Annotated in this window: 28 protein-coding genes; 14 read left to right on the forward strand and 14 right to left on the reverse strand. The window is 63.5% G+C overall.

The window, feature by feature from the left end:
* Nucleotides 1-116: 116 nt before the first annotated feature.
* The 6 genes from LHA26_RS19040 to LHA26_RS19060 all read right to left on the reverse strand — a co-directional run bounded on the left by LHA26_RS19040 (nt 117) and on the right by LHA26_RS19060 (nt 9,242).
* Complete coding sequence (locus LHA26_RS19040) at nt 117-1,331, reverse strand: restriction endonuclease (RefSeq protein ID WP_252168957.1); 1,215 nt, start codon at nt 1,329-1,331, stop codon at nt 117-119.
* 33 nt (nt 1,332-1,364) lie between these two features.
* Nucleotides 1,365-3,491 (reverse strand): hypothetical protein, encoded by a 2,127-nt coding sequence (locus tag LHA26_RS19045; protein ID WP_252168958.1) that lies wholly within the window; start codon nt 3,489-3,491, stop codon nt 1,365-1,367.
* A gap of 260 nt (nt 3,492-3,751) precedes the next feature.
* Nucleotides 3,752-5,755 (reverse strand): UvrD-helicase domain-containing protein, encoded by a 2,004-nt coding sequence (locus LHA26_RS19050; RefSeq protein ID WP_252168959.1) that lies wholly within the window; start codon nt 5,753-5,755, stop codon nt 3,752-3,754.
* 5 nt (nt 5,756-5,760) lie between these two features.
* Complete coding sequence (locus tag LHA26_RS19055) at nt 5,761-7,167, reverse strand: ATP-dependent nuclease (protein WP_367890757.1); 1,407 nt, start codon at nt 7,165-7,167, stop codon at nt 5,761-5,763.
* A complete protein-coding gene (locus LHA26_RS20220) occupies nt 7,055-7,795 on the reverse strand; it encodes an ATP-dependent nuclease (protein ID WP_367890758.1) in 741 nt (246 codons plus the stop codon). The genes LHA26_RS19055 and LHA26_RS20220 overlap by 113 nt, the downstream gene beginning before the upstream one ends.
* 508 nt (nt 7,796-8,303) lie before the next feature.
* Nucleotides 8,304-9,242 carry an alpha/beta hydrolase family protein gene (locus tag LHA26_RS19060; RefSeq protein WP_252168960.1) on the reverse strand — a complete coding sequence of 313 codons (939 nt, stop codon included), beginning with the start codon at nt 9,240-9,242 and terminating at the stop codon, nt 8,304-8,306.
* A 55-nt stretch (nt 9,243-9,297) separates the two neighbouring features.
* On the opposite strand from LHA26_RS19060, the gene LHA26_RS19065 reads away from it, so the two are divergent.
* Complete coding sequence (locus LHA26_RS19065; RefSeq protein ID WP_252168961.1) at nt 9,298-9,915, forward strand: TetR/AcrR family transcriptional regulator; 618 nt, start codon at nt 9,298-9,300, stop codon at nt 9,913-9,915.
* Here the strand turns inward: LHA26_RS19065 and LHA26_RS19070 are convergent.
* Complete coding sequence (locus tag LHA26_RS19070) at nt 9,879-10,655, reverse strand: MmyB family transcriptional regulator (protein WP_252168962.1); 777 nt, start codon at nt 10,653-10,655, stop codon at nt 9,879-9,881. The two genes, LHA26_RS19065 and LHA26_RS19070, sit on opposite strands and share 37 nt — an antisense overlap.
* A gap of 78 nt (nt 10,656-10,733) precedes the next feature.
* Between LHA26_RS19070 and LHA26_RS19075 the strand changes: the two genes are divergently transcribed.
* The 5 genes from LHA26_RS19075 to LHA26_RS19095 all read left to right on the forward strand — a co-directional run bounded on the left by LHA26_RS19075 (nt 10,734) and on the right by LHA26_RS19095 (nt 14,272).
* Nucleotides 10,734-11,513, forward strand: coding sequence for a class I SAM-dependent methyltransferase (locus LHA26_RS19075; RefSeq protein ID WP_252168963.1), 780 nt, complete (start codon nt 10,734-10,736; stop codon nt 11,511-11,513).
* Nucleotides 11,514-11,650: 137 nt separating this feature from the next.
* Nucleotides 11,651-12,130, forward strand: coding sequence for a GNAT family N-acetyltransferase (locus tag LHA26_RS19080; protein WP_252168964.1), 480 nt, complete (start codon nt 11,651-11,653; stop codon nt 12,128-12,130).
* Nucleotides 12,131-12,241: 111 nt separating this feature from the next.
* Complete coding sequence (locus LHA26_RS19085) at nt 12,242-12,649, forward strand: VOC family protein (protein WP_252168965.1); 408 nt, start codon at nt 12,242-12,244, stop codon at nt 12,647-12,649.
* Nucleotides 12,650-12,703: 54 nt separating this feature from the next.
* A complete protein-coding gene (locus LHA26_RS19090) occupies nt 12,704-13,345 on the forward strand; it encodes a TetR/AcrR family transcriptional regulator (protein WP_252168966.1) in 642 nt (213 codons plus the stop codon).
* A 66-nt stretch (nt 13,346-13,411) separates the two neighbouring features.
* Nucleotides 13,412-14,272: an NAD(P)-dependent oxidoreductase gene (locus LHA26_RS19095; protein ID WP_252168967.1), complete on the forward strand. Its 861-nt coding sequence runs from the start codon at nt 13,412-13,414 to the stop codon at nt 14,270-14,272.
* Between the two features lie 308 nt (nt 14,273-14,580).
* On the opposite strand, the gene LHA26_RS19100 is transcribed toward LHA26_RS19095, so the two are convergent.
* Complete coding sequence (locus LHA26_RS19100) at nt 14,581-15,321, reverse strand: SDR family oxidoreductase (RefSeq protein WP_252168968.1); 741 nt, start codon at nt 15,319-15,321, stop codon at nt 14,581-14,583.
* A 239-nt stretch (nt 15,322-15,560) separates the two neighbouring features.
* Here LHA26_RS19100 and dxs point away from each other — a divergent pair, with 239 nt between their 5' ends.
* Nucleotides 15,561-17,507, forward strand: coding sequence for a 1-deoxy-D-xylulose-5-phosphate synthase (dxs, locus tag LHA26_RS19105; protein ID WP_252168969.1), 1,947 nt, complete (start codon nt 15,561-15,563; stop codon nt 17,505-17,507).
* A 28-nt stretch (nt 17,508-17,535) separates the two neighbouring features.
* On the opposite strand, the gene LHA26_RS20225 is transcribed toward dxs, so the two are convergent.
* Nucleotides 17,536-18,318 carry a GNAT family N-acetyltransferase gene (locus LHA26_RS20225; RefSeq protein ID WP_367890759.1) on the reverse strand — a complete coding sequence of 261 codons (783 nt, stop codon included), beginning with the start codon at nt 18,316-18,318 and terminating at the stop codon, nt 17,536-17,538.
* Nucleotides 18,319-18,350: 32 nt separating this feature from the next.
* Nucleotides 18,351-19,103: an NAD-dependent epimerase/dehydratase family protein gene (locus LHA26_RS19115; RefSeq protein ID WP_252168970.1), complete on the reverse strand. Its 753-nt coding sequence runs from the start codon at nt 19,101-19,103 to the stop codon at nt 18,351-18,353.
* A gap of 206 nt (nt 19,104-19,309) precedes the next feature.
* Here LHA26_RS19115 and LHA26_RS19120 point away from each other — a divergent pair, with 206 nt between their 5' ends.
* Complete coding sequence (locus LHA26_RS19120) at nt 19,310-19,750, forward strand: GFA family protein (protein WP_252168971.1); 441 nt, start codon at nt 19,310-19,312, stop codon at nt 19,748-19,750.
* A 42-nt stretch (nt 19,751-19,792) separates the two neighbouring features.
* Entirely contained in the window at nt 19,793-20,230 is a 438-nt protein-coding gene (locus LHA26_RS19125; protein WP_252168972.1) for an NUDIX hydrolase, read from the forward strand.
* A 107-nt stretch (nt 20,231-20,337) separates the two neighbouring features.
* Here the strand turns inward: LHA26_RS19125 and LHA26_RS19130 are convergent, their stop codons facing one another.
* On the reverse strand, nt 20,338-21,420 hold the full coding sequence (locus LHA26_RS19130; RefSeq protein WP_252168973.1) for an NmrA family NAD(P)-binding protein: 1,083 nt from the start codon (nt 21,418-21,420) through the stop codon (nt 20,338-20,340).
* A 92-nt stretch (nt 21,421-21,512) separates the two neighbouring features.
* On the opposite strand from LHA26_RS19130, the gene LHA26_RS19135 reads away from it, so the two are divergent.
* Nucleotides 21,513-22,046, forward strand: coding sequence for a winged helix-turn-helix transcriptional regulator (locus tag LHA26_RS19135; RefSeq protein WP_252169026.1), 534 nt, complete (start codon nt 21,513-21,515; stop codon nt 22,044-22,046).
* Nucleotides 22,047-22,091: 45 nt separating this feature from the next.
* Here LHA26_RS19135 and LHA26_RS19140 read toward each other — a convergent pair whose 3' ends face one another.
* Complete coding sequence (locus LHA26_RS19140) at nt 22,092-22,265, reverse strand: hypothetical protein (RefSeq protein WP_252168974.1); 174 nt, start codon at nt 22,263-22,265, stop codon at nt 22,092-22,094.
* Between the two features lie 21 nt (nt 22,266-22,286).
* On the opposite strand from LHA26_RS19140, the gene LHA26_RS19145 reads away from it, so the two are divergent.
* Together LHA26_RS19145 and LHA26_RS19150 are read left to right on the forward strand one after the other, a co-directional pair.
* Complete coding sequence (locus LHA26_RS19145; protein WP_252168975.1) at nt 22,287-22,745, forward strand: GNAT family N-acetyltransferase; 459 nt, start codon at nt 22,287-22,289, stop codon at nt 22,743-22,745.
* Nucleotides 22,742-23,365, forward strand: coding sequence for an FMN-dependent NADH-azoreductase (locus LHA26_RS19150; protein ID WP_252168976.1), 624 nt, complete (start codon nt 22,742-22,744; stop codon nt 23,363-23,365). The genes LHA26_RS19145 and LHA26_RS19150 overlap by 4 nt, the downstream gene beginning before the upstream one ends.
* Before the next feature lie 13 nt (nt 23,366-23,378).
* Here LHA26_RS19150 and pdxR read toward each other — a convergent pair whose 3' ends face one another.
* Both pdxR and LHA26_RS19160 read right to left on the reverse strand, forming a co-directional pair.
* Nucleotides 23,379-24,833: a MocR-like pyridoxine biosynthesis transcription factor PdxR gene (pdxR, locus tag LHA26_RS19155; protein WP_252168977.1), complete on the reverse strand. Its 1,455-nt coding sequence runs from the start codon at nt 24,831-24,833 to the stop codon at nt 23,379-23,381.
* Nucleotides 24,834-24,908: 75 nt separating this feature from the next.
* Nucleotides 24,909-25,568, reverse strand: a complete 660-nt coding sequence (locus LHA26_RS19160) for a CGNR zinc finger domain-containing protein (protein WP_252168978.1) — start codon at nt 25,566-25,568, stop codon at nt 24,909-24,911.
* Nucleotides 25,569-25,638: 70 nt separating this feature from the next.
* Here LHA26_RS19160 and LHA26_RS19165 point away from each other — a divergent pair, with 70 nt between their 5' ends.
* Nucleotides 25,639-25,995: a hypothetical protein gene (locus LHA26_RS19165; RefSeq protein ID WP_252168979.1), complete on the forward strand. Its 357-nt coding sequence runs from the start codon at nt 25,639-25,641 to the stop codon at nt 25,993-25,995.
* Nucleotides 25,989-26,789, forward strand: a complete 801-nt coding sequence (dapF, locus tag LHA26_RS19170; RefSeq protein WP_252169027.1) for a diaminopimelate epimerase — start codon at nt 25,989-25,991, stop codon at nt 26,787-26,789. The genes LHA26_RS19165 and dapF overlap by 7 nt, the downstream gene beginning before the upstream one ends.
* Nucleotides 26,790-26,796 lie beyond the last annotated feature (7 nt).

Here is a 26,796-nt window from a genome sequence, read left to right on the forward strand (position 1 = left end):
TTCACATTGTGGATATGAGCGTCAGCTTTTGCTGAAATCCGTCATCCGGGTCGCGTACACCTTTCGGTCGTTATGTCACATAAGCGGCGTGCGGGAGTCGAATGGTCTTGGCCGTCTCAATCGCAGAGGTCGAAGTGGGCTGGCGCCCCATTCCAAGGCGAGAACAGGTTGCTACCTGTCCAGTAGCTGACTTCGCCGTTGCGGACGGATCGCTTTGCACGAAAGACCGTGTCCGCCGTCAGTCGTTCGAGGCAGCCGGGACCGATGTCGGGGACTTCCAGACCCCTCTGGCCATAGCCATCGTCCGATATCGTTCGAGCGGGTATGGCCATCAGCAGCGCCGCGTACTTGGTCTCCTTTAGCACGATCGCGAACTGGTTCATGATCACCGAGTAGCCTGTGTTCGCGTGAACGATGCGCGGATCGTGCGCCGCTAGGTCCTGGATCAAACGCGAGACCGCTTCGGGCGCGATGAGCTTGGATTTGTCGCGGATGATCCCGTCGCTCGCGTCTCGGCACCAGTCCCGCACATGCCCGGACGTTGCGAGCGTCATCGGGATCTTGGTTCTGCTGGCGAATCTGCGCGCTGACGGCAGATAGTCGGAGGTCGTGACGAAGATGCTTCTCTGCGCCGCCTCCACATCGGCGACACCGTGAAGTGCCGCTACGGCGGAGAGGTCGATCTTGTTCTTCGGCGCGTAGTGCTTGGCCTGGACGAGGGTCAGTATGTCGCCAAGCGGATCGCGCTGCAGGATGCGAATGTCGACGCCACCGTCGTTGGTGCCTGGGCCGAGTTCGCAGGTGAACCCCTGGCTCTGGAAGATCCTGAAGAGAAGTATCTCATACTCTCTCCATGTCAGGCGCTCGAGATCAGCCGGACGCTTCGAGAAATGCGAGTACAGCTCCTCGTAGACGTCGGCCACGTCCTGCTGGACGAGGCTGCAGACCCACTGCCAGTTCGCTTGGTTGAGGAACGGCTGGAGCAGCGGGTTTTCGTCCGCGGGATATATGTGTGCGCTGACTGCGTCGTTTCGCTCATACCAAAAGCCGTGGCGCTCGAGCAGTTCGTGGAATTCGAGGTCGAGGCCATCGAATTCGCCGTCGAGCGCTCGGCCTAGGTCGCCGTCGAAGTGAAGGATCGTGACGACAGGCGTGATTCCGGGTTCTCCGTCGACCCGTTCCGCGTAGGACTGGAAGCCGCAGTCGAACCAGAGTTCGTGCCGGGTGGCCCACTCCTGGACCGAGCGCTGGAGATTTGCGATCACGGCGTCGAGCTCTCCATCGGACGGCGGCCGCGGCGTACCGGTTTCGTCGGCTTCTCCCGCCTTCATAAATCACATCGCCTGTCGGAAGTGGACGACATGCTACTTCTTCGAGAAGTCGATCTGCAGCTTCTCCCGGTACACCCCGATCCGCTTGCTCGCCCGATCCACGATGTCCTCGTAGAGGAGGGTCTCGGCGTACAGCTCGCCCAGCATGCGTCCGGTGTCCGGATCTTCTAGAGCGCTAGTGTGGAAGAAGCTGCGACCGGACGCGAACTTCTTCCAGCCAATCATTCCCAACGGATCGAGCGTGTCTCCGACCAAATAGCCGTAGAACTTCTTAAGGCGTCCGTTCGACTTCGCTGCAAGCAGGTGCGCGTAGCGCGACAGGTCGCCGATGTGCTCGTCCAATGGAACGCCCGGCGCCTTGAATTCTATGATAATCGCCGAGCCCTCCTCTCCGAAGATCGCGATGTCGGGCCGCTTGGCGGAATGATCTTTGGTCCGGCGGCGCAGGGTCTCCGCCAACTCGGCGTCGATGGTAGGATCGAACAGCTTCCCTCCGTCGTCCCATTCTATCTGGGAGAGCGGCTTATCGGACGCGATGTAGTCGTAGTACTGATACTCCTCGCTCAGGAGCCAGATGTCGTGGTCGGTCGTCTCACGGCTGTCCTTCCGCATCGGGAAGAAGATACTGTGGATGATCTGCTCGTCCTTGCGACGCTGGCCGTCTTCGACGGCCTGCACGGCGAGGGCGCGTCCGCAGGCGAGCTTTAGGACTTCGACGATCGCCGCCCGACGGACGACGAGCTGGGAGAGGTTCGCCATGTCGAACGTCTTGAGGTACGAGGTGTACTTCCACGACAGTTCGTTGATCTTGTGGCGGAAGTCGGCGGTGTGCGGCTCAGCCGTCTCGATCTCTGCGCGCAGGTCGAAGATCTCGGCGGTGTCGGCGACGATGCGTTCCTGATACTTCTTCAGCACGCGTTCGGCGACCGACTTGGCGGTGTCGCCGTAGATGACCCGCGTGTCGGTGTCGGTGAGCATCGCCTGGATCACGCCGAACTTGTCGGCCACGTCCCTGATGACTTCGTCCTTGCTCCAGCCGGAGGGGGTGACCATCTCCGCAATGATGGGATCGATCTGCTCGAAGATGTCGGCGAATGCGACGGTCGCGTCGGTGAAGAGGTCATAGACCGGCATCTCGTCGGGAATTTCGTGGAATCCGTCGCGCTGCTCGTTAACGCGCCGGTCGAGGAGGTCGGCCTCGATCAGCACGATGTGGTGGAAGCCTTCGACCGGGCGGTTCTGCTCGGCGACCGTCTTCAGGTATCTCCTGGTTATGTCGAGTACCGGCGAGGATCTGGCGCAGAACGAGATCGCGTTGCGCGGAAGGTCGTAGGTCTGGGCGTCGAGCCGGTAGTGGGAGAGCGTGAAGGTCTGCGTGCTCCCGAGCGGATCGCCGGATTGTGGATCGCGTTCGGCGACCTCGGTCGACCTGACCACCGTGACTTCCGGCAGATCCGCCGCTGATAGACTGCTCCGTTCGACGCCACCATTGGAGTGTCGGGTCTCAAACGAGATTACGAATTCGCCCAGCTGCGACTTGAGGCTCACAAGTCGCTGCAGGAACGCGATCAGCATGTTGCGGCGCATGTTCGCCGCCGAGAAGACGTCGGCCAAGGCTTCGGTCTTGAACAGCTTTGCCCGGGTTGCGTCCCTGAGTCCCTCGAGCCTGATCGCGGTGCCTATCTGGCGTTCGTCTCCGCCGGTGATGATGAAGTCGGCGACATCGATCTTCTTGCGTGCGGCGTCGGGCAAGAGTGTGCGAGTGGCGACCCCGGCCTCGTTGCGGAACGTGCTCCGCACCCCCACGCGCTCAAAGTGGTGGAAGTACTGGATGCGGCCCGAGCCCTTGCACTTACCGATCCCGGCGATGGCGAGGTCGTCCTTGTAGGACGTATCCTTGGTCACGAACGCGTCCGCTTGGTCGTCACCGAAGCCACAGCCATTGTCAGTGCAGGTGATCGATATGTCCGTGCCATCGCCAAGCAGACCAGACGAAGATATTTCGGCCTCGATCGAAACCACAAGACTCCGGGCCCCTGGATCGGCGTGCTGTCGGATCAGGAAGGCGTCGATCGAGTTCGAGATGAGTTCTTCTAAGACGACGTATCCGTCCGAACTTATCTTGGTGTTCTTGAGGCTTCCGCGGATATCGAGCGTCATTTTGAATCCATTGGAAGGCTTACTTTAATGAGGCAGTCTTGCGGGGGCAGACGACCCGAAGTCAAGTGCCTTGGGAGGCGGCCGCGGCTCTCCAAGTTCGGTCTCATACATCAGCCGCGGCTTCGCCAAGAGAGCCTCGTGCCGGGGGATCCGGATCAGCCGGCCGGGGAAGATCTCGTTCGGGTCGTCCACCGGGTCCGCGTCGGCGGCGACGATCAATGTCGGTCATTCGACCTACTAGTCGGCAATCCTGAAAGCTGTCATCCGGATCCTCCGGCCTGCGCAGGCGCACAGCAATCGATGACCGTCCAGCCGCGCCCAGTGAGAATGTCGATTTCTCCCGCGGCAAAGACATCCTTGCGCATCGCTAGGCACAGGAGATGGGTCGGGCGCGTCATCGCGACATAGTGCAGTCGCAGCCTGCCAAGCATCCGCGAACCTTCGGCGACCACATTGCCTCGGCCATTCAGGCGCGATCCGCCCGCCTTCGCGCCGAGGAGCCAGGGTTTGAGCTCGCTCAGGTGATGCGCGAAGTAGAAGCTGTCGAGCACCAGTGTCGCAGTGTGGGTTTCGCCCTTGACCGAATGGATCGATCCCAGCCGGACGCGGACCTGCGGGGCGTTCTCGGGATAGGCGAACAGATTGTCTGTTCGCGCGATAGCCTCGGCCCCGGCGTGGAGAGCTGGTCCGCTCTGCGGCCATGTGAGGAATGCTGCCGCATTACCGAGCGCCTCAGCGCCGCTCAGCTGATGGACGACCATCTCCGCGTGCGGATACACCGCCTGCCAATCGGCCTCCGAGATCTCGCCGCAGCCGGCGAGTATCCGTTCGATGAGTGCAAGATAGGCGGGATAAGCCTCAGTGCCGGTGAGCAGATCGATTAAGCGGCGATGCGGCGACCTGCGCGCCATCCGCCCGTGCCTTCCGCCGGCCATTTCGCTTGCTGCGAACAGCGCCGATGCCGCCGCATTGACCAATTTGTCGCTATTGCGGCTGCCTACCATCTCAAACCGCGCTCGTGCCAGATATTGGGCGAAGCTGGCCGGCGCGGCTTCCTTCCGCACGCAGGCCGGATCATAAGCGGGGGCGTAATGGCCCATCGCGTGTGGCACCCGACCAGCTTCGTCGAGATCGTGCACGCCCGCGACCGCGGTGAACACACCGCTTTCGAGCACATTGGCGTCGAAGGTCGCGACCAGATGCGCGCCATAGCGAGGCAGCACCGACCGCACGCTGGCGTCATCGAACAGGAACAGCGTGGGCGACTGAGGGGCGATGCCGTGCTCGGGCGGCGGCCCCGCACCGATCAGGTCCTGGGGTGAGACACCGAGTCCCTTCACTTCATCGGCTAGCGCCTGCGCAAACCGGTAGCTGCGTGGTATCGTCTGGACCGCAGCGCCGGGGAACGGATCGGTCGCAGCGCCCTCGGCGCCGGCGCGAGCATAGATCGCTTGGTTCGAGTCCCCGAAGCGCTGCCGGCGCGACGGCGCGTCACCCGCGCAAAAGATCCGGTGCAGGAGCGCGGACTGGTCCTCGCTATTGTCCTGCGCCTCGTCGACGAACACCAACGGGAAGCGCCGCCGGAGGTCCGCTGCGGCCTCGGGCCGCTTGTCGAGCAATTCGTTCGCCCAGACGAACATCTCGTCGAAGCAGAAATACCCTTGTTCGCTGCCAGCGCGGCGCGCTTCAAGGAGCGCTTGGTAGGTCGGCGTCTGAGGCCCGAACTTCCCGGTGCTGCCGCCCGTAAAGTCGGGGCGGGTGTAGATCAGGCACCCTTCGTTAAGCCGGGCCTTTTGGATCGCCCAGCGTATGTTCCGGGGCAGAAGCCCCCAGCGCTTGGCGAGCGCGATTTGCGTATCGATACACCTGACTTCGAGGCCCTTGGAGCGCAGCCAGGGCAGCGCCAGATACTCGTTCACGAACGCGTGGATCGTGCCGACGAAATGCGGGTAGCGGGTCAGCGAGATTCCTGCAGCCGAATTGCCGAGCTTGGCACCGATCTCGTTGCGCGCCGCATTGGTGTGCGAGAGTACGCAGATGCCTTGGTGCCGGTGCGGCCAGCGCGTTGCCAACACAGCGAGCTTGGCGACGAGCAGCGTGGTCTTGCCGCTCCCGGGACAGGCCTCGAAATCGACCGTGTCGAGATTGAGCATCGCCCGGAGCCGGCTATCGTCATCACCGACCGGCGCGAAGCCGTCAGGTCCCAGTCCCATGAGCGCCGCCGCCCAGGCGACGTCCTGCTCGCGGATGAGATCGTCGAACATCGGCTTCAGGCCGCCGGCCCCGGTGCCGCGGCGCCGTTCGGCTCGGGCGCGGTAAAGGGCGCGGTGACGTGCGCGATTGCCGCGACGACATACGGCGGCAGTAGCTGCCGCAACGCGAGGGCGGTGAGCGTTCCGGCTTTCACCTCCTTCTCGAGCAATTCGGCGAGATATTGGGCGGCGATCGCCTTCGATGCGCCCTCGGCCTCGAACAGGGCATAGATGTGAGACCCGAGCGTCTCCCGATCATGACCGGCATCGGCCAAAGCCTGATAGGCCGCATCGGCCCCTGCGATCACCTCGGCCTGTACTGCGCCGCCGGCGTTGAGTGCGTCGTCCGCGAGCGCCAGCGAAGCGCCGCGATAGACCTGCTTGCCAAGTCCGTGAAAGGCAAGGTCGTATTCAAGCGTCCATTCGTCGGAGACGAAGGTCTCGACCCGCTGGCCAGACGCCTTGGCACGGCGTTCGTTACGGCGCTGGGCAAGTTGCTCGCCGGGAAGGTCGGCCTTGATCCGCCATTGCCGCCGCGAGGGTGGTCGTGCCGGCACCGGCTGGCCTGGTTCGAGCTTTCCCACGATCCACGGCGCCATGTCGGGCATCACGTCCATGTCGGTCACGCAGGCGACGGGGATACCGATTTCGCCATCCCCTTCCGGGTCCTCGCGTAGGAAAATGCGCGCATAACGGCCAAGCCCGACGCCACCGACATTGACCAGCGATACACCATATTCGCGGAAATCGCGCCCGAGCAGCTTGGCGACAACCGGCATCAGGATCGTCTCGGCATCGCCTTCGACGATCATCACCGCGCGTGCGAAGAATAGGTTCGCCTTGGTCACGTCGAGGAAGCGCTCGAGAAAGCGATAGTCGGAGGCGCTGAGCTGCGTCTTGCCGCGGCACAACGGGAAGGCCCGCCCGCCCTTGATCAGCGCCAGATTGTCCAACTGCAGGTCCGAAGCGAGGTTTGGACTATGCGTCGTGACAATGATCTGGATCTTTTGGCCATCGGCGCGGGGCTTGCTTGCTTGAGCCTGCAGGAACGACATGAGGCGTAGCTGGCGCTGCGGATGGAGATGCGCCTCGGGCTCCTCGATTAGCAACAGCGGGAAGCCGTCGCTTTCAGCCGCGAGGAGCAGCAGCTCGCAGGCCATGAACAGCAGATTGTTCGACCCGAGCCCGCGATTGTGCGCGCTGTCCGCATCGGCCGAGGCCGTCAAGGCCAGTTCCAGCTTTTCGAGAAGCTGGCGCAACCTGAGATTGTCCTCCTGTGCTCCAGCAACGCCGATGCGGGCAAGGAGCAGATCATCCGCAAACGACAAGGGTGCGAGATATTCCTCGTTGAGCCGCTTGCGCGCCTGCTTGATGCCTTCGTTTTCGCCGAACAGGTGGCTGGCATAGTCGCCGAGACCGAGCACGCTGAGGTCTTTGGCCTCGACGGGGGGGGGTGGCGTTGCGATCGAAGCCGACGCCGGTGTTCCGTATCTCGGCGGTGTGCTGGAGGATTTGCGACAGCCGCGATCCGCGTCCGGCGCTCATCGCGCGCTCCGCATCGCGCAACGGGCGCAGATAGGTCGCGGTCAAAAGCGAGCGTGCGCCCAAGTCCATCAGGGGACCATCGCCTTTGGCGCCGGTGCGCCATTCGGGTGGAAGCACCCGCCGCGAGCTGCCTTCCTTCGCGTTGCGTTTGGCGATCCAGGTGACGATCAGCGCGGTCTCGAGCTGTTCGCCGACGCTCTCATAGGTGAGAAACTCGGCAAAGGCGCCACGGTCTGCAACGGTTAAGCCACGAAAGGTCAGGCGGATGGCGATCTGGTCGGCGCGTTCCGCGCCGGGCGCGCTTTGGTGGAAATCGACCGGATCGACGCGCAGCATATCCTGGTCGCGCGTACCGAGCACCAGGCGGAACGCGTCGATGATCGCGGTCTTGCCCGCGTCATTCTCGCCAACCAGCGCCGTCAGCCCGGGATTGAGCGCGAGATGGAAGGCCTGCGCGGCCGATCCGAACAGCCGGAAGTTCTCGATCCTGATCTCAGCAATATACACGCAAGGCCCCCTCCAGTGGCGAGACTAGCACCCGAGTCCGCGCCACGAAACAGGTTCTCTAGTACGAGAACGGGCTGATATTTCCGCGTAGACCTTCGCCGAGGCGTATATGCAGCGATGCCGACACACGCGCGCAGCTCTCGGGACTGGTCGTGAGTTGTGCGCGCAATTAAATCATCCAGCAGGGTATGCGTCCTGGCAGATGGCGAATGACCGCTGCTGGCCGGTCTCGCCATTCGCTAAGTCGCGAGGGAATGGCAGAAAAGTCCCAGCCTACGACGTCGCGTTCGTGCTGAATCTTGCCGGGAGAATGTCGGTTATCGGGAACGGTGAATTGCGATTGCAAGGGCGAGAAATGGTCGCTTGGCGACCGGCAGTTCAAGATATCTGGTGAGGGAAACATGATTCCGTCCCCATCTTCCCTGCGTTGAGAAGGAGCTGATCAGGATAGCGCTACAACCAATGCCGCATCAGACGATCACGGTAACCCTCATCAAGGGGCAACGGCTCAGACCTGCGGCGCAAGCGCATCGATCGCCCGATCCGGCCATGGGCACACCCCCGAGGTGAGCCAGCAGAGCGTGTCTTGCCAGAACCCGGCAGCGTGGGAGTCATGAAACAGGTTGAAGTGGCCAATGGCCGGGCGTCCAAAATCCGAGGGGCGGAGCAGCACCGTCGTACGGGGAGCGCTCTCGTAATAATCTAATGTGCGGCGGATTGCCCTTGGCGTGGCAAGTTCATCGTCGGACACGACCACCGCCAGGATCGGCGCCGGAAACGCAGCGATACGGGCTCGCAGTTCAGCCCCCTCCCCGCGCCGCACTCGGCTCTCGAACCGCGGCCCGCCAAAGCTCCAGGCATGAGCGACGCCAGCGGGAAGGTCCTCCAGCCATCCCAGCCGTTTGCCGGGGAAGTAGCCAAACACCGTGGTGAGCAGCGGCATCAACACGTGCCATTTTCCAAAGAGCGCGGCCCGGCGATCACGCGCATAATCGCCCCACCACGCATATTGGGCGCCGACCGTCAGCAATCGATCGACCTGAGTGGCAGCATTTCGCGCCAAGCCTGGGATGACCCCGCCGAAGCTATGGCCGACGACACTTAGCGGCCCCGCCCCGCCACGCGCTCGCATGAAGGCAAGTGCAGCCTCGAAATCGAGTAAGCCCCAATCCACCCAGCGATATTCGCACCCACGAAGATCCGCGGGGCGCGAGCCGCCGATGCCGCGATAATCATAAGTAAGCACGTCGAGGCCATGGGCTGCGAGGAAGCGCGCGTAGCGATGATAGTAACGGGCCAGCACTCCGGTCGCGGGGTTGAGGATCACTTGCCCGGCGCTATCCCCTGTCGATGCCCAGAGTGTGCCGCGCAGCAGGACGCCATCGTCACAGAAGAAGCGGACCGGCGTGCCTTCGGGCGGGGCTTCGTTGGAGTCGCGTACTTGCATATGCCGCAGGCTAGGGGATCGACGGCGCCGGGTATCCTCACTAGTGAGTATAGGTATGCCCCGCCCATCTGCCCCCACCCGCGATCGCATCATCGATGCGGCCTCGGCGCTGTTCTACGGCGAGGGGATTCGAGCGGTCAGCATGGACGCTGTCGCTGCCAAGGCGGACATCGCGAAGAAGACGCTCTACTATCATTTCCGCAGCAAGGACGATCTGATCGCAGCCTATCTGGAGGCGCGCGATGCCCCCAATCTGCGCCTGTTCCAAAGCTGGTTCGACGAGGCGCAAGGCGATGTCGCCGACAAGATCCGCAGCGTGTTCCTGCACCTCGCCACATCCGCCCGTCACCGCAAATGGAAGGGCTGCGGTTTCCTGCGTACGTCCGTCGAACTGTTCGACGTACCCGGCCATCCTGCGATCGCTGCGGCGCGCGTGCATAAGCGTCGGGTCGAGGATTGGCTCTGCACCATCCTCGATAGCGCAGGTCACGGACAGAACGCGCGCCGGCTCGCCCGCCACTTGATTTTGCTCATGGACGGCGGCTTCGCCGTCGTGTTGCTCCATCGCGACGCCAGCTACATGGAATCGGCCGCAGACGCAGCGGTCACGCTCATTCGGGGAGGCGTCACGTCCGCTCAGCCGCCCGAAGAGACCAGTGCCACAAATTTATAGTCCGGACGCTCCACCGCTGTAAAAGTGTGCTGGCGGTAGCTGAGTACGCCATCTTGCGGATGCAGGAAACTCCGCAGGCCGCCCTCACGCGCCGAAACGCTTTGAGTCTCCCATTCCTGCGCAAAAAGCGCAGATTCCCTGCACAATTCCGCGGTGAATGCGGCAAGGTCGGCGTCGTTGAGAATCCGTGCGCAGTCCGCCCGGAACTCTGCCAGCAGCCTTCTTGCGCGCTCTTCCCAGTCTGGCAGGAGCGATCGAACCGACCTTTCCAGGAAGGTGTAGCGCAGCAGGTTGCGCTGGCGACCCGGCCCGAGCCAGTCCGCAAACAGGTGCTCTGCAGGAGCGTTCCAACAGCAGGCATTCCACAACCGGTCCAGCCCATAGGCTGGAAAGGGAAGCGCTTCGATCACCGCAGCAACGCCCTCCGGAGCAGTGGATGTCGCCACCGTCGGGGGCGCATCGGGATCGCGCCTGTCTCCCAGTTCGAAAAGGTAGGCGCGCTCGGCGGGGGTGAGCGCCAACGCCACGGCGAGGCGCGCCAGCGTTTCGGCCGAGACGCGGACCTCCCTCCCCTGCTCGATCCAGGCGCACCACGTCACCCCGATGCCCGCGCGCACCGCCAGTTCCTCACGACGCAAGCCGGGCGTTCGGCGGCGCCGGACAGGAAGATCCGGTATCACCCGCTCGCGATGTGAGCGGATGAAGTGGCCCAGGAGTTTGCGCTTTTCGTCCGATAGCATGGGTCAGCTTATAACAGGATAAGAAGGTCTCTTGTAACAGGTTCTTGATTGCCCTTCAGATGCCAGCAGGAGGAAATTATGACCCGCTCCCATGAGACCGTCGTTGAAGCGCAATTCGGAAGTCAGGCTGACGCCTATGTAATCAGCACCGTGCACGCCCAAGGCGAAGATCTGGATGCACTGGAGGCTATCGCGCGGCGCGAAACCGCCCCGCGTGCGATCGATCTGGGGACAGGCGGCGGCCATGTCGCCTATCGGCTCGCACCGCATAGCGACTCGGTCACGGCGGTTGATCTGTCGGCGGCAATGCTGGAGGCTGTGCAGGCAACCGCTCAGCAGCGGTGCTTGTCCAATATCGAGATCTGCAATTCTCCCGCGGAGCAATTGCCGTTCGATGACGCCAGCTTCGACCTCCTCGCTACCCGCTTCAGCGCGCACCACTGGCGCGACTGGCATGCCGGGTTGCGCGAGGCGCGCCGCGTCCTGAAGCCGGGTGCGACCGCGATTTTCATCGACGTGATTTCTCCAGGCCATCCACCGTTCGACACCCACCTTCAGGCGGTCGAACTGCTGCGGGACCCTTCGCACGTCCGCGACTACACCGAGAGCGAGTGGGCGGCCGCTCTCGCCCAGGCAGGATTCCGCGTGCGCGGCACGGTAAAGCGGCGCCTGCGCATGGATTTTCAGTCGTGGATCGAGCGTATGCGGACCCCGGTCGCTCACCGGGAAGCGATCCGTGCTCTGCAACAACTGGCATCTGGGGAAACCGCCGCCTATTTCGCAATCGAGCCCGATGGATCCTTTTCCATCGATGCGCTGCAAATCGAAGCAACGGCCTGCCGGGCGCGTGAGCGCTGATCGGGTACCGCGCCTGAGTCGGAGGCCGATCCCATGCAAGGGGCAACACCATGGATGCACGAAGTTACGGTGAGGGCGAAAGCGCTTTGCGGACACGCTGGGCCGTCGCGGACGATCTGCCGGTCCTGAGATCGCTCATGACACGCGCGATCGACGCCTTGCAGGCCGATCTTCTCTCTGCGGAGCAGATTGCGGCGAGCCACGCGATCATGGGTCTCGATACCCAATTGATCGAGGACGGCACGTATCTCGTCGCCGAAACTGGTGGGGTCATCGCGGCCTGTGGGGGGTGGAGCCGGCGTGCGACCCTTTACGGCGGTGACCACAGCGAGGAGCTTCGCAACCCCGAGCTCCTCGATCCGACAACCGACCCTGCAAAAATCAGGGCGATGTACACGCATCCCGACTTTACCCGCCGGGGTATCGGACGGCTGATCCTGAACAGATGCGAGCAGGCGGCAGCCGATCATGGCTTTGCTGCCGCCGAACTGATGGCTACCTTGAGCGGGGAACGTCTCTATGTGACCTGCGGCTATGTGGCCGTGGAGCACGTGGAGGCAGTTGCAAACGGCATCCGGGTGCCGCTCATACGAATGCGCAAAGTCCTGCGGCCATAAAGGCCAACCGACGGTCACGCCGCCATGGCATGTCTTCTCCCGAGGACGGAGCCTGGCGCGCAAGGCGGTCCCGGGCTCGACCCGGGACATCATCAGCATTGCGGAGGCACGATGCTTCTTCTCGACCACGTTTCTATCGGCGTTCCGGATCTTGGAGCAGCAAGGCCGTTCTACGATGCGATCATGGCTGCGCTCGGCGCCGACAAGGTCTACGACCGGCCCGACGCGCTCGGCTATGGCGCGCGCTGTTCCGCAGAGGACACCACGTCAAGCTGTCTGGCGGTGTACCTGGACTCTGGTCCGACCGGGCCGAACAGGCGTCACTGGTGCTTCAAAGCATCCACGCGCGAACAGGTGAATGACTTCCACCGGCGGGGACTGGCAGCCGGCGGCCGATCGGACGGCGCGCCGGGCGTACGCGCGCAGTATCACGCCGCCTATTATGGTGCTTTCTTGCTGGATCCAGCCGGCAATCGCATCGAAGCTGTCTGCCACGCCAGGGAAGAGAACAACGCATAGGGCGAGCGCTGACCGCCAGTACCGGTCCCGGCGAACGACCCGAAGGAAGGAAGCATGCGATACAGTCCGGAGCAAAAGGCAACATCGCGCGAGGCGCTAGTGCGCGCGGCGGCCCGCATGTTTAGGGAAAAGGGGTTCGAAGGCGTCGGTGTGGATGAGCTTTCAAGCGCGGCCGGGTTGACGTCGGGATCGTTCTACAAGCACTTCGCCGGCAAGGCGCAGGTTCTGCTTGAGGTGATGCGCGCGGGCACGGATCGGGTTGCCAATCGCGTGCGCAACCTGCGCAAATCCGCCTCGGCCGGGTCGCCAGAAGGATGGGTGAACGACTTCGCATCCTTCCACACATCGCCTGCGCACATCGCCGCGATCGCGCTCGGGTGCAACCTGCCGGCGCTGACCCCCGAAATCATCCGGGCTGAGCCGGAAGTGAAGCAAGCCTATGAGCAGAGCCTCCTGCGTGCGATTGAGGCCATGCTCGAGGCGTCTCCGCTCGCCGGTTCGATCGACGGGAGGGCGCGCGCGATTGCTATGCTAGCCGTGCTATCGGGAGGAACCAATATGGCGCGGGCCGTACGCGACGACGCGCTTTCGAACGAGATCGCGGAGGCGACGCGACGCGCATGCCTGCAGATCGCGCACGCTCCGATCCCCGACACGCCCCGCAGCGACGTGCAATGGAGCCCGGCGGATTTCTGAGTGCGCCGTTATTGGATAGGAATCGTTATCCCATTCGACTAGCCTTCGCGGCGCAAGGAGATTTTGATGGGTATCGCGTTTCTGGGTCTTGGCCACATGGGTGCGCCAATGGCGGCAAATCTATTGAAGGCACAGCCCGATCTCGTGGTCTGGAATCGAACGCTGCCCGCGCTCGAACGCCTGGGCAAGCTCGGCGCAACGATGGCGCCTTCGGGCCGCGATGCGATGCGGGGTGCCGCCACCGTGCTGCTCATGCTCGCGAACGAAGCGGCGATCGACGCGGTGCTGGAACGGGAGTCCGCCGAGTTCGCCGCGAATGTCCGCGGTCGCCTGATCGTGCATATGGGAACGACCTCCCCCGGTTTTTCGCGCGATCTGGCTGCCGCTGTCGAGGCTGCGGGCGGCCGCTACGTCGAGGCCCCAGTGTCCGGGTCGCGGGTGCCGGCGGAGCAGGGCTCCCTGGTCGCCATGGTTGCCGGAGAGGAGGCCGACATTGCCGCGGTGCGCGACCTTGTCCAGCCGATGTGCGCCAAGTCGTTTGCCTGCGGCCGCGTGCCCGGAGGCCTCGCCATGAAGCTGGCCGTCAATCTCTTTCTGATCACCATGGTCACCGGGCTAATGGAAGCCGCACACTTCGCCCGCGTAGCCGGGCTCGACATCGAGCTTTTCCGCGCCGTGATCGATGCCGGCCCGATGTCCAGCGACGTGTCGCAGGTGAAGCTCGACAAACTTGTGAACGGCGACTTCACACCCCAAGCCAGCCTCGCCGATGTGCTGATGAACAGCCGCCTCGTCGCTGACGCCGCCCGATCCTCGGCGGTCGCCACGCCGCTGCTGGACCAGGCGAAGGCGCTGTACAGTGCGGCGGAAGCAATGGGGCTGGGGGGCCTCGACATGATTGGGGTGGTTCGCGCGTTGGAACAGTGAGCGAGGGGCGAACCTAATGATCCGATCGCCCTAAGTCTGGCGGCGCTGACGGCCATGAGCGATTCCCAGGTCGCGCGCGGCGCTCCCTTTTGTCGAACAGGAGACCGGTATCCAGACGATTGGGAACACCGGAGCGATCGCGAGGACTCAGGCGCGATCAAGACGAAGGAAGCGGCTAAAACTGGGCCCGTGCCACGGTCCGAACGCGCCAGACCAAACCTCGCCTTGATGAATCCTAATATCCGGGTCGAATGCAGAGGGCTAAAAGAGCCAATATAATTTAGATGGCTGACCGCGAAACACGCCAGTTACTGCATTATGAGGCCACCATCGACCGCGTACTGGCTGCCTGTGACGTAGGAAGCATCATCGGAAAGGAGGAACAGCGCGACGGCCGCTGCCTCCTCGGGCGTGCCGGCCCGACCCAACGGCACCTGCCCTATGACTAATTCCTCGAAGCCCCGTCTGGCCTCTTCGGGCAGGAAATGGCGGAAGTTAGTGTCGATAGGTCCTGGTACGATGACATTCACGCGGATGCGACGTGGTGCCAGCGCCCTCGCCCACGATCGAGCCATGGCTACGAGCGCACCCTTGGTGGCGGCATAAAGGCTGGTGGCGGCCCCGCCCTCGTACGTGGATGAAGACGACGTGACTACGACGGAGGCTCCGGCGTTTAGGTGCTGTGACAAGGCAGCGAGCTGAACTACCGGCCCTCGCACATTCGCTGCCATCATACGATCAAAGGTTTCGGCATCGGCATCCTCGGGTCGACCGAGCGCGGCATAACCAGCATTCAACCACAGGCCGTCCAATCCGCCGGCTGCACCGGCTACTTGCGCCAGCGTGGCCGCGGCGGCGGGATCAGCTGCGTCGCTCGCGATGACCTGTCCTTGATCACCTAGCGCAGCCTTTGCGTCGTCGATGCGTCTCTGGTTCAAGCCGGTGACAATGACCGTACCACCTTCGGAAACGATACGCTTCGCGCCCGCCAGCCCCGTGCCACTCGTCCCGCCCGTGATTAGGACGCGCTTACTGTCGAACCTTGCCATTATCTCTGCATAGCATGAGCGGCTCCCCCTAGCAGAGGCAAATCAGGCGCGTTCGTAGGCACGCTTTCAACGAAACGTCCGCCGGAACGGCGGCAGCCGCAGAGGTTTGTCTTTCTACAAGGCCCGATTGCTGACTGGCAATCAGCCGACGCGAGACGGTCTCGGCCTCGATCGCTTACCATGGCAGCGAGACGACACACGAACCGCGGAACGGATTGGGCTTGAAAAGACGGCAAACGGTGACCCCGCTACTCGATCGCGTTAAAATCCCTGCTGATCTCTGGAACTTATCCGTCGCGCAGCTTCGAGAGTTAGCCGATGAATTGCGAGCCGAGACGATTGACGTCGTGTCCCAAACCGGCGGACACTTAGGGTCGTCCCTAGCTGTGGTCGAGTTGACGGTCGCGCTCCACGCGCTTTTCCGCACCCCCCACGATCGGCTGATTTGGGATGTCGGGCACCAGACGTATCCGCACAAGATCCTCACAGGACGGCGAGACCGGATGACGACAATCCGTCAGGATGGAGGCCTTGCGGGTTTCACCACTCGGGCAGAGAGCGAATACGACCCGTTCGGAGCCGGCCATTCGTCAACCTCGATATCGGCCGGTCTCGGTATGGCCGTTGCTCGCGACATCAAGGCGCGCGAAGGAGTCGGACACGAACGGGCAGTCGTATGCGTGATCGGAGATGGAGCCATGAGCGCGGGCATGGCTTACGAGGCTATCAACAACGCCGGGGCACTGAAGGCCCGGATGATCGTCATCCTTAACGACAACGAGATGTCGATCGCTCCACCAACCGGAGCCATGAGTGGCTACCTGTCTCGTCTGATCAGCAGCCGGAAGTATCTGGGTCTTCGCGAATTGGGCCTCAAGTTGGCGACGCATCTACCAAGCAAAATTGAGCGAGGTGCCCGTCGTGTCGAAGCTGTTGCGCGAAAGGCGATGATGGGAACCACTCTGTTTGACGATCTAGGATTTTACTATGTCGGGCCCATCGACGGCCATGACCTTGAGCAGCTTGTGCCTGTCCTCAGGAATCTTCGCGATGCAGAAATCGACAAGCCGATATTACTCCATATTGTCACGCAGAAAGGGAAAGGCTTTGCGCCCGCCGAAGCCAATCCGGAAAAGCTGCATGCTGTCGCCCGGTTCGATGTGGCGACTGGCGAGCAGGAGAAGGCGGCGCCAGCGCCTCCCAAGTTTCAGGACGTAGTTTCCAAGACGCTGATTTCGCTGGCGGAGCAGAATTCTCGGATTGTCGCAATCACGGCCGCCATGTCCTCAGGTACCGGTCTAGACAAGTTCGCCGCCAGATTTCCCGACCGCTTTTTCGATGTAGGCATTGCCGAGCAACATGCGGTGACGTTTTCCGCCGGCCTGGCGGCTGAAGGGATGGTGCCGTTCTGCGCGATCTATTCCACGTTCCTGCAACGGGCCTACGACCAGATTGTCCACGACGTCGCAATTCAAAGCCTCCCAGTGCGGTTTGCGATAGATCGCGCCGGTCCTGTAGGTGCGGACGGGGCGACCCATGCGGGAAGCTTCGACCTCGTTTATCTCGGTTGCCTTCCCGGGATGGTGCTGATGGCGCCGGCAGACGAAGCCGAGTTGGCACATATGGTCCGCACTGCTGCGCTGATTGACGACCGCCCAAGCGCTTTTCGGTATCCCAGGGGATCAGGGACTGGCGTGCCGATCCCTGAAAACCCACTTGAGCTCGAGATTGGTCGCGGTCGCGTGCTCAAAGAAGGCGCTGACGTCGCAATCCTTTCGCTCGGCGCCCGGCTTAAGGACGCTTTAGCCGCTGCGGATGAACTTCAACAGAGAGGGATTTCCGTCACGGTCGCTGATGCTCGTTTTGCGAAGCCGCTCGACGAATGTCTCATTAGACAACTCGCGTGTCATCATCGCGTATTGGTCACCGTCGAAGAAGGTGCCGCGGGAGGCTTTGGCGCTGCTGTGATGCAATTCCTGACCTGGACCGGCTTGATGGATCGTGGCCTTGTATTTCGGGCGATGACACTGCCGGATCGATTCATCGAACATGCCACGCAATCGGCTCAAATCGCGGTAGCTGGATTGACCACACAGGATATCACATCAACCGTCTGCGCCTGCCTTCAAGAACAGGGAGAGCCGTCCCGTTCCAAGTCGCGTGCAGCGCCGCTGCGACCAGGATGACCGGGAAGACGGCAGCGATCACGAAGAGTCAGCGAAGATCGAGGTGGAGAAAACGGCTGAAGCCGCCGTCCGTATAGTGCGAGAAGGCGGGTCCCTCCTCAAACCCCCGGCTACGATATAGCGCGACCGCCGGGTCGAACGATGGCACGCTTCCCGTTTCAAGGCTCAGCCTGCGAACGCCGCGTGTCTTGGCCGCGACAATGATCGTGTCGAGGACGGCCCGGGCCGCTCCCTGCCGGAGAAAGTCCGGGTGGGTGCGCATCGACTTCACCTCGGCCGTATCGTCAGGCAGCATTTTGAGCGCGCCGACGGCAGCGACGCGGGGGCCGACCCATGCCGTCCAAACCGTCACGTCAGGCGTTGTAAGACCGGTCAGATCGAGAGCATGGACATTGTCGGGCGGCGAGTCCGCCCGCATGCCTGCCAGATGCAGCCCCAGCAGGGCGCGAGTCTCCTCCGCGCTCAGATCATCTTCGCGAACCTCAAAGGCCGCGCCTCCTTCCGCTTTGAAGGGGGAAAGGGATCGTTGCCAGCCATAGGCACGGTCCACCGTCGCCACGATCACCTGATACCAGTCATACCAGACCGCCCGCCCCCGATCGCGGATGCGCGCATGATCGGGATCGTCCCGCCATGCGAGCGCATCAGCATAGTTGCGCCACCAACTGACGGTGATTCCCACACCGGAAGCATCGCGCGACGAGATGATTCCCAGATAGCCGTCGCGCGCCGCGGCGGCGGTTGCCATGGCTTCGGCCGCGGCGGCATAACCCTCGGCATCTGCCTGTGAGCGCCCCGAGACGAAGATCACGGCGACCGCGCCGGGAGGAGGCGAACGATCCCTCATGCGGTGGGGACCACCTGCTCTGCGGCCATACGGAAGTCCGGGTTCCAGCCGAGTGCCGAAATCGCCTTGTCGATGCGGACCTCGCCGCCCGGATTGGCGACGTTGTAGATGCCTGGCGCACCGTGATCGATCGTGAGAAAGGCGGCGTAGGCTGCCGCATCGACATGCAGCGGCGACGCGCCGTCCGGGGTCTTGCTCCAGGTTCCGGGTCCGAAAAGCTGGCCGTAGCGCAACACCACGCCTTCGATCCCCGGCGTCTCAAGCACGGCCCTCTCAAGCGGGACGATTCCTTCCCGGATCGTCGTACCACGCGCGCCTTCCGCGTCGACCTCCAGCGGATCCTCCTCCGCATAGGGCGGCGTGCCCGGCGCATAGGCCCAGGCAATGCTCTGCGCGATGATCCGCCGGGCACCGGCTGCCACAGATGCCCGCACCAGGTTGGGCGTTCCTTCGCGGCGCAGCCGGGCATTGGCACGCCGGGCCGCTTCCGGATCGGCAGCCATGTCGCCGGACAGATCGGTAAGCTGGTGGATGACGACGGCGGGCGCAGCACTTGCCACCGCGCGCGCCAGGGCATCGGCATCGAATACGTCGACGATCACCGGCCGAGCGCCCGCCGCCTCGAGGTCGGCCGCACGCTTCGCCGAGCGCGTCGTACCGAAAACCGTGTGCCCTTGCTGCAGCAACAATGGAACCAATCGCTGCCCGATAACGCCGGCGGCACCCGCCAGGAAGATAGTGTTAGGCATCGCGCCCTCCTTGATGATCTGCGCATCAGGTGCCGCGCAACGCTGCGCCTGGGAAGCACCAAGACCGTCAGCTTTGCCTGTACCATCGTCGTGGTACCGGCAGCTCTCAAGGCGATGGTACAGTCGAAATCAGATTTCTTGAGGCTGGCCGTCCGGCGCCAAACCGCTACTCCTGCAATCTGGTATTGTCGCAAGGGAACCCGCCTATGACGGAAGCAGTCAACACCATCCTTGGTGGATGCCATTGCGGATCGGTGCGGTTCGAAGCCAAGTTGAGCGATGGCTTCAACACGATCCGTCGCTGCACATGCTCCTATTGCCGAATGCGCGGCGCGGTCGCGGTCTCGGCCGAACTGGGCGGAATCCGCCTCCTCCAGGGCGAAGAGATGCTCACCAGCTACCGCTTCAACACGCGAACGGCGCAGCATTTCTTCTGCTCGCGCTGCGGGATCTACACACACCACCAGCGCCGATCCAATCCGAACCAGTACGGCGTCAACGTGGCCTGCCTGGACGGGATAAGCCCCTTCGACTTCGCCGAAGTGCCGGTCGTCGACGGAGTGCACCACTCTCGTGACAATGGCGGAGTCACGCGGCGTGCCGGCACCTTGCGGTTCATCCCGACCGACCAAAGCGATCCGGCGTAAGCCTGCCGTACATTGAGACGGTGACATAATGTACATCCGAGCATGATCACCACATCACCCGTTCGCAGACCTGTGCCGGCCACGATCGCCGCCGTTATCAGGGACGAATGCGTGCTGCTGGTCCGCCGGGCCAATCCGCCGGACGCCGGCTTGTGGGGCTTTCCCGGCGGCAAGATCGACCATGGTGAGACGATCGCGCAAGCCGCCGTTCGCGAGCTGTTCGAGGAGACCGGCATCCAGGCAGAGGCAGGCCCGGTGTTCAACTGCGTCGACGTCCTCGATCGGGGCCCAGATGGGACGATCCGTCACCACTATGTCCTCATCGCGGTGTTGTGTCGCTGGATCGCCGGTTCGCCGGTGGCGGGCGACGATGCGCTCGAAGCCGCCTGGCACCCGCTGGCGGATCTAAGCGGCACTGCGCTCGCGATGAGTTTCGGCGTTGCCGATATTGCGCGTCAGGCCGCAGCGCTGGGCGCATAGCGGCATGGAAAGCTGCCCCAACTGCGATGGCAGGCGGGGCGAGGCTTTACCAAAAGCTGCGAGCGTCCCGCACAGGCGAACGCATCAGGGGAGCCGATGCGGCGATGTCAGAGCGCGCCGCGCCGCCCGTCCTCGCTCATTTTCAGCACAGGCCGGCGGTTGATAGCGTCCGGTTGGATGCGCTCCCATAAAGTCGGACCACCGGTATCCTGGGCGCGGCGCTCTTCGCGACGGAGCCACTCCTCGGCGCTGCGGATCCTCTTGGGATGGATCTCATCCAGCAGCCCGTAGTCTCGGGTGATGATCCCGTATTTCCACTGATTCCAGAAACCACTGAAATTGTCGCGGAAGCTCATCGTGCTCTTGTCGTTCGGATCGGCGTTGTAGCCGGCGGGCCGGTCGGCGACTGCATTGATGGGCGCGAAATAGCTGTCGAGGTCCGTATCGACATAGCGTGCGGGGTGCCCGGTCACCCGCTCGAACGCGGCCGCCAGATCGGCGTAGCGGACATGTTCGATCGCGACTTCGAGATCCATGCCGTTGGCGCGCTCCTGATGGTCGAACAACCATCGCACATAGTCAGCGCAGTCCTCGAGCGCGACATGGACCACAGCCCCGTCGCCAAGCGGTACACGCCATGTCACCACGCCGTCTTCGATACGGGGCGTCATGGGTGTCTGCCCCGAAAACGCCATCTCGATATACGGGCCGCTGGTAAACAGTGCGGCGCCCATCCGATCGCCGTTCGATCCGTTCTGCTGAAGGATCCACTCGCCGACCCGGCCCTTGCCGTCATAATGGCCGGTGCGGAATTGCGAGCGATAGCCGGCTTTCTTCAAGGTATAATCGAGATTGCCGTAGACGAAGAACCGAACCCCTTCCTCCAGTGCGATCTCATAGGCGCGCATCGCCCAATAGATTTCGGTCTTTTCGCCGGTATTGAAGCCGTCGATGTTGACGAATGCGCCGTCGCAAGCACGCATGCCCTCGCGCAGGATCGCTTCGTCCGCGAATGTACCTTCGAGGAAGGACACGTTCCCCAGCGCCGCCAGCTCCCGGGCCCTCGTCGACTTTGCGTCGCGGGTCAGGGCGAGTACCTCATATCGACCATCTTCGACCAGCCCGCGGACCACGTGCGCACCTTGCGCCCCAGTCGCCCCGATCACGAAAATTCGAGAAACTGTCGGCATCTTCGTCTCCGCCATTGATGTCCACGTCGTAACTCTCATAATAGGAGCTAGTCAACTCTGATTATCAGAGTTGCCGTGCAACGGGGATGACGATGCGTTCGAAGGGCTTCGAAGGAATGGCCTGTTCCATGGCCGAGGTGATGGGAGCGCTTGGCGATCGCTGGGGCGTCCTCGTGATGCGCGATCTGCTGCTGGGCCTGACCCGATACGACGATCTCCAGCACTCCACGGGCATCACGAACGCAACGCTTTCCGACCGGCTTCGAGGCCTGCAGGAGGCGGGATTGATCGAGCGGCGGCAGTATCAGCACCGCCCCGACCGCTACGATTATATCCCCACAGCCAAGGGCCGGGATCTCGCGCTCCTTCTGCAGGCGATGGTACAGATCGGCGACGCTTGGCGCGCGCGGGAAGCCGCCGCCGCGCCGCTGCAGTTTCTTGACGCGGATACGGGTGCCAAGTTGAAGCTGGCGGTGGTCGATGCAGCGACGGGTGCCCCGCTTGCCCAGCCGAGGTTGCGAATCGCAGCCGGCCCGGCAGCGGACGATGCCATGCAATGGCGGCTCGCGCGCGGCGAGGCAGAACGTGCGGCGAGAAGACATTCGGTGCCCGCTCAGAACCTCTGAATTGCCGCCGCGCGCCCGGCCCCCGGGTTGCGCACACCGCCCCGCTCACGCGTCCTTTTCCCACGGTTCGTTCGCGCCGTCGCGACCGGTGCGATCGAGTTTACCGTTGCATGCATCGATGCCCTGACGGCGGGCCGGGGCCTGCCGGTCATGGGTCAGCGCGATTACGGTTTCTTGGTTCTTCCCCTGGCCTTCCCTGTCCGGAAAAAGAAGCGCCACACGCAATCCCGCGGAGACCAAATGACACTGTCCTCTACCGAGGTGGCAGCGTTCCACCATGCCGAAACTCCTGCCGATTTCGCCGCATGCTTCGATGTGATCCGGCAACTCCGTCCCAAGCTGCAGTCAGCGGACGACTGGCACGCGCAAGCAGAGGCGATGCGCCCTGAGGGCTACCAGGTTCTCGTCTGCCGCAACGGCGGGCGGGATGCCGCTGTCGCGGGCTATCGGATCTCGACCAATCTCGTCCACGGCCGCTTCCTGTTCGTCAACGATCTGGTGACCCTGGACAGCGCGCGCGGAAAGGGTCTGGGCAGACTTTTGCTGCGCGAACTCGAGCGGATCGCCGAGACCGAGGGCTGCGAGCGTCTCGTCCTCGATACGGCGATGGCAAATCTGGGGGCGCGACGCTTCTACACGCGCGAAGGGATGGAAGAACGGATCGCCGGCTTCATCAAGCCGATTGGCACACCGGCATGACCAAAATCCTGCATCTCACCTGCAGCCCGCGCGGTGCCGAGTCCCACAGCGCAGCGTTGAGCACTGCCATCGCGCAGCGCCTCATCGCAGCCCGACCAGGTGCGACCCATAGCCTGCGCGATTTGGGCGCGGCGCCCCCTGACGGGATCGACGGACCCTATGCTTCTGCGCTCGTCGCGGGGCAGGCAGAAACCGGCTTTTCTTCGCCCGCGCTGGATCGCTCGGCCGCGGCGATTGCCGAGCTGGTGGCAGCAGACATGCTGGTAATCGGCACCCCGATGCATAACTTCACCGTGCCCGCCGCGCTGAAAGCCTGGATCGACCTTGTTGTCCGCCCCTTTCACACCTTCGCACCGGGCGCGAACGGCAAGGTCGCACTGCTCTGTGACAAGCCGGTCTTCGTGGCCATCGCGTCGGGCGGCTACTTTCATGGTGAAGGTGCAGCGCAGCCGGACTTTCTGACGCCCTATCTCTCGGCGGCGCTGGGCTGCATCGGCCTCCGCTCCGTTCACTTCCTGCCGCTGCAGCACACAGCCAGAGCCAGAGCGAGCGACCTGGAGCAGCAGACCCATGCGCTTCTCGATCGGGTCGACGACATCCTGGGTCACATGGAGGCGTAGCGGGTTGCGCGTGCTACGCTCCTCGACATTGCGGCGGCCTGACGTCGTCCCTGATCAGGTTCAGCAGGCGTGCGGCATCGCCCGGCAGTGTCTCGGGAGCCGCGTTGGTGATGCCGATGACCAATCCTTTCTCAGGCGCCTGCGAGGCATACCATTGCGACAGCGCCGTTGGCGCGAAGCCTTCCTCCCGCAAGCGCCCCACGAGCCGCACATCGTCCGCCTCGCGCGCAAGCGGCACATGAACCGCCAGCCCCGCTGCCCTGGCGCTGCCAGCGGCCTGCAGGTAATCGAGCACCGCATCGCGGCGCTTTCGGTAGAGCAGCTTCATACGCCGCAGATGGCGCAGATAATGTCCATCCGCGAGGAATTCGGCCAAGGCCGCCTGCGCAGCATAATTGGGCGGTGGCGCGAGATAGGTCGCCACCCGCATCAATGGCGCGATCAACGCTTCCGGGGCAACGAGGAAACCGATGCCAAGCGACGGGCTGATCGTCTTGCTGAAGGTCCCGATATGGATCACCCGGCCATCGGGATCGCTGGCCGCGAGCGCCGAAGTCGCCCGACCGTCGAGGTGAAGTTCGCTGAGGTAATCATCCTCGATGATCCAGGCCTCGCTTTCCCTTGCCCAGGCAAGCAGTGCCTGCCTTCGCTGCGGGGACAGGGTGTGGCCGAGCGGCGCCTGCTGTCCCGGCGTCACGACCGCCAGCCCGGAGTCCCGGGCCAGCGCGATGCCCAGATCCACATCGAGGCCCTGCCCGTCCACGGCGATGGGGACAGGGGAAAAGCCAGCCAGTTCCAGGCCGTGGCGCGAGACGGGATAGCCAGGGTCCTCCACCCAGGCGCGCCGCCGCCCGGAAGGGAGAGCCTGCAGCACCAGCCCAAGAGCACCTCGGAAACTGGTGGTGATGAAGACCTGCCCCGGCGTGCATTGCAGCCCGCGCGCCAGCGCAAGATGGGCGGCGATCTGGTGGCGCAACGCGTCCATCCCGCGCGGATCGAGATAGCGCGTGCGCAACGCGCCGGCATCGGCCGCCCGACGATGGAGACGCGCCCAGAGCTTTGCCGGGAAGGCATCATGGGCAGGCACGCCCATCTGAAAGATACCGGGCGGCCCTGCGCCGAAGAGATCGAGCGTGGAACGCAGGTCGGTAAACCGGTCCGCCGCGGCGGAAGGCGCTTGCGTTGGGGAATCGGCGACATGGGTCCCGGCCGCCCCCGAAGAGGCGACCAGGCCTTCGTCCGTGAGGCGATAATAGGCCGCGCGTACTGTCCCGCGTGCCACGCCGAGCTGCGCGGAGAGGTCCTGCCAGGATGGGAGCCGCGCACCGGGAGCGAGTGCCCCTTGCCGGATCGCAGTCCGGATGGCGGCGCAGATCTGATCCGTGAGCGGGAACGCCAGGGTTCGATTGATCTCAAACCGGAAGTCCGCTGGCGGCGCAATATCCGTGGAAGATGTGTCCAGGGTCACGTCATTCACTTCACCATGGGAGTCGCTGGTCCCTCATATGATCGGATCATGTCCCGCGTCATGCGGGCGGCGACGTCAGCTTTCGGATATCCCCACCTTTCGTCGGTAATGGCGCGCTGCCTTTGCGCGATTGCCGCACACCGTCATGTCGCACCAGACCCGGTTCTGACGTCGGCTTCGATCGAGGAAGGCCCAGTCGCAATCGTCGGATGCGCACAGGCGCAGACGGCTGCGTGCGTCGGGATCGAGGAACAGCTGGATTGCTGCATCGGCGACGTGGAGGAGGATGCCGTCCAAAGCGGCGTCTATGTCAGCCTGCTGCCACGCGAGGCCCCTTCCTCCCCACGAAAGGCGGCGGCTGGCCTGCACACGCTTGAGCCAATCGTTCCAGCAAAGGACCTGCTCGTCGCTCAATCCGTCGGAGGCGATCGTCGCCTTGACCGTCGCGAAGATCAGCTCGCGCAGAGCGAGCGCCTCGCCGTGCACAGCCGCCGCCGCAGCGGGCTCTTGCTGAGCGGCGGCCAACAGGGTCGCGCGCTCGCCTTCCGTGAGCAAGCCGCTCTGCACGGACCACAAGACCAGCACCGGATAGTCGGCAATCCTCTCGAGACCGCCACGAGGGCGCTCGTCGAGGGTGTTCGCAAAATCCAAAGCCAACGCGCCCCCACTCAGCTCGAACTGGAAGCCCTCTGGCGTGTCCTGGCCGCCAAACCGGATTGCGCGTGTTTCGATCATATTCTAACCTGTAAGAGCGTTCGAGTCGGTTATAGCACATTTGGTTGATCGCGAGCTAGGGAGATGATCGATGTCGGAAACTGAGCCCCTGATCCTGCGGCGCTGGTCCTCCCGCATCAGGACCGAGGACCAAGAGGCGTATGTCAGCTACATCCGCGGCACTGGGGTCGAGGATTATCTCGGCACGCCGGGCAATCTCGGTTGCGAGATGCTGCTGCGCGATTGCGGCGACGGATTCACCGAAGTCTCGACGTTGAGCTGGTGGCGGTCGATGGAATCCATCCGGGCATTCGCCGGCGATGACGTCGAGCGTGCGCGTTACTATCCCGAGGATGATCGCTTCCTTCTCGAGAAGCCCGATCACGTGGAGCATCACCGCATCGTGGTTGAAGGCCTGGGACTTCGGCGCGAGCTGGAACAATCATGATTGCCTTCGAGAAGATGCACGCGAACGGCGACGATTTCATCGTCGTCGATTTGCGGCATCGCGACGTTCCCCTGCCCCCGGAACTCATTCGCCGCATGGGCGATCGCCAGCGCGGCGTCGGTTTCAATCAACTCGCTGCCCTGTCTCAGTGCGATGATGCCACCGCCCGGCTGCTCTTCTGGAACGCCGACGGGACGCCGCTCGATGCCTGCGGCAGCGCGACGCGCGGTGTCGCGCTCAAGCTGATGGAGGAGAGCGGCGGCGATGTCGTCACCGTCCGGACAAGCAGGGGTATCCTGCACTGCACCCGGCACGATAAGGCGCAGATCGCCGTCGATATGGGCGCTCCCCTCGTCCATTGGTCCGAAATCCCGTTAGCAACCCGGATGGAAACCGAAATTCTCCCGCTCGTCGGCGATCCTGCCGCGTGCAGCATGGGCAATCCGCACTGCACTTTCTTCGTCGAGGACGCCGAGCAGGTCGATGTCGAGACAAGGGGCCGAGCGGTCGAAACCGACCCACTGTTTCCCGAGAAGACGAATGTCCACTTTGTGCAGATCCTCGCGCGTGACCGCATCCGGCTGCGCATCTGGGAACGCGGCGCCGGCATTTCGCCTGGCTCAGGGTCCTGCTCCTGCGCCGCCGTCGTCAACGGTATCCGCCGCGGCCTCTTGGCGGAGACTGTCGAGGTTCAGTGTGACGGCGGCGTTCTCGGCGTATCGTGGAACGGAACCGACGGCGTCCACCTGATCGGGCCGGTCGAGCCGGTATTCCGCGGCGAATGGATCGATTGACGCACGG

Origin of the sequence: Sphingomonas morindae (assembly GCF_023822065.1) — a bacterium.
Taxonomy (GTDB): Bacteria; Pseudomonadota; Alphaproteobacteria; order Sphingomonadales; family Sphingomonadaceae; genus Solisphingomonas; species Solisphingomonas morindae.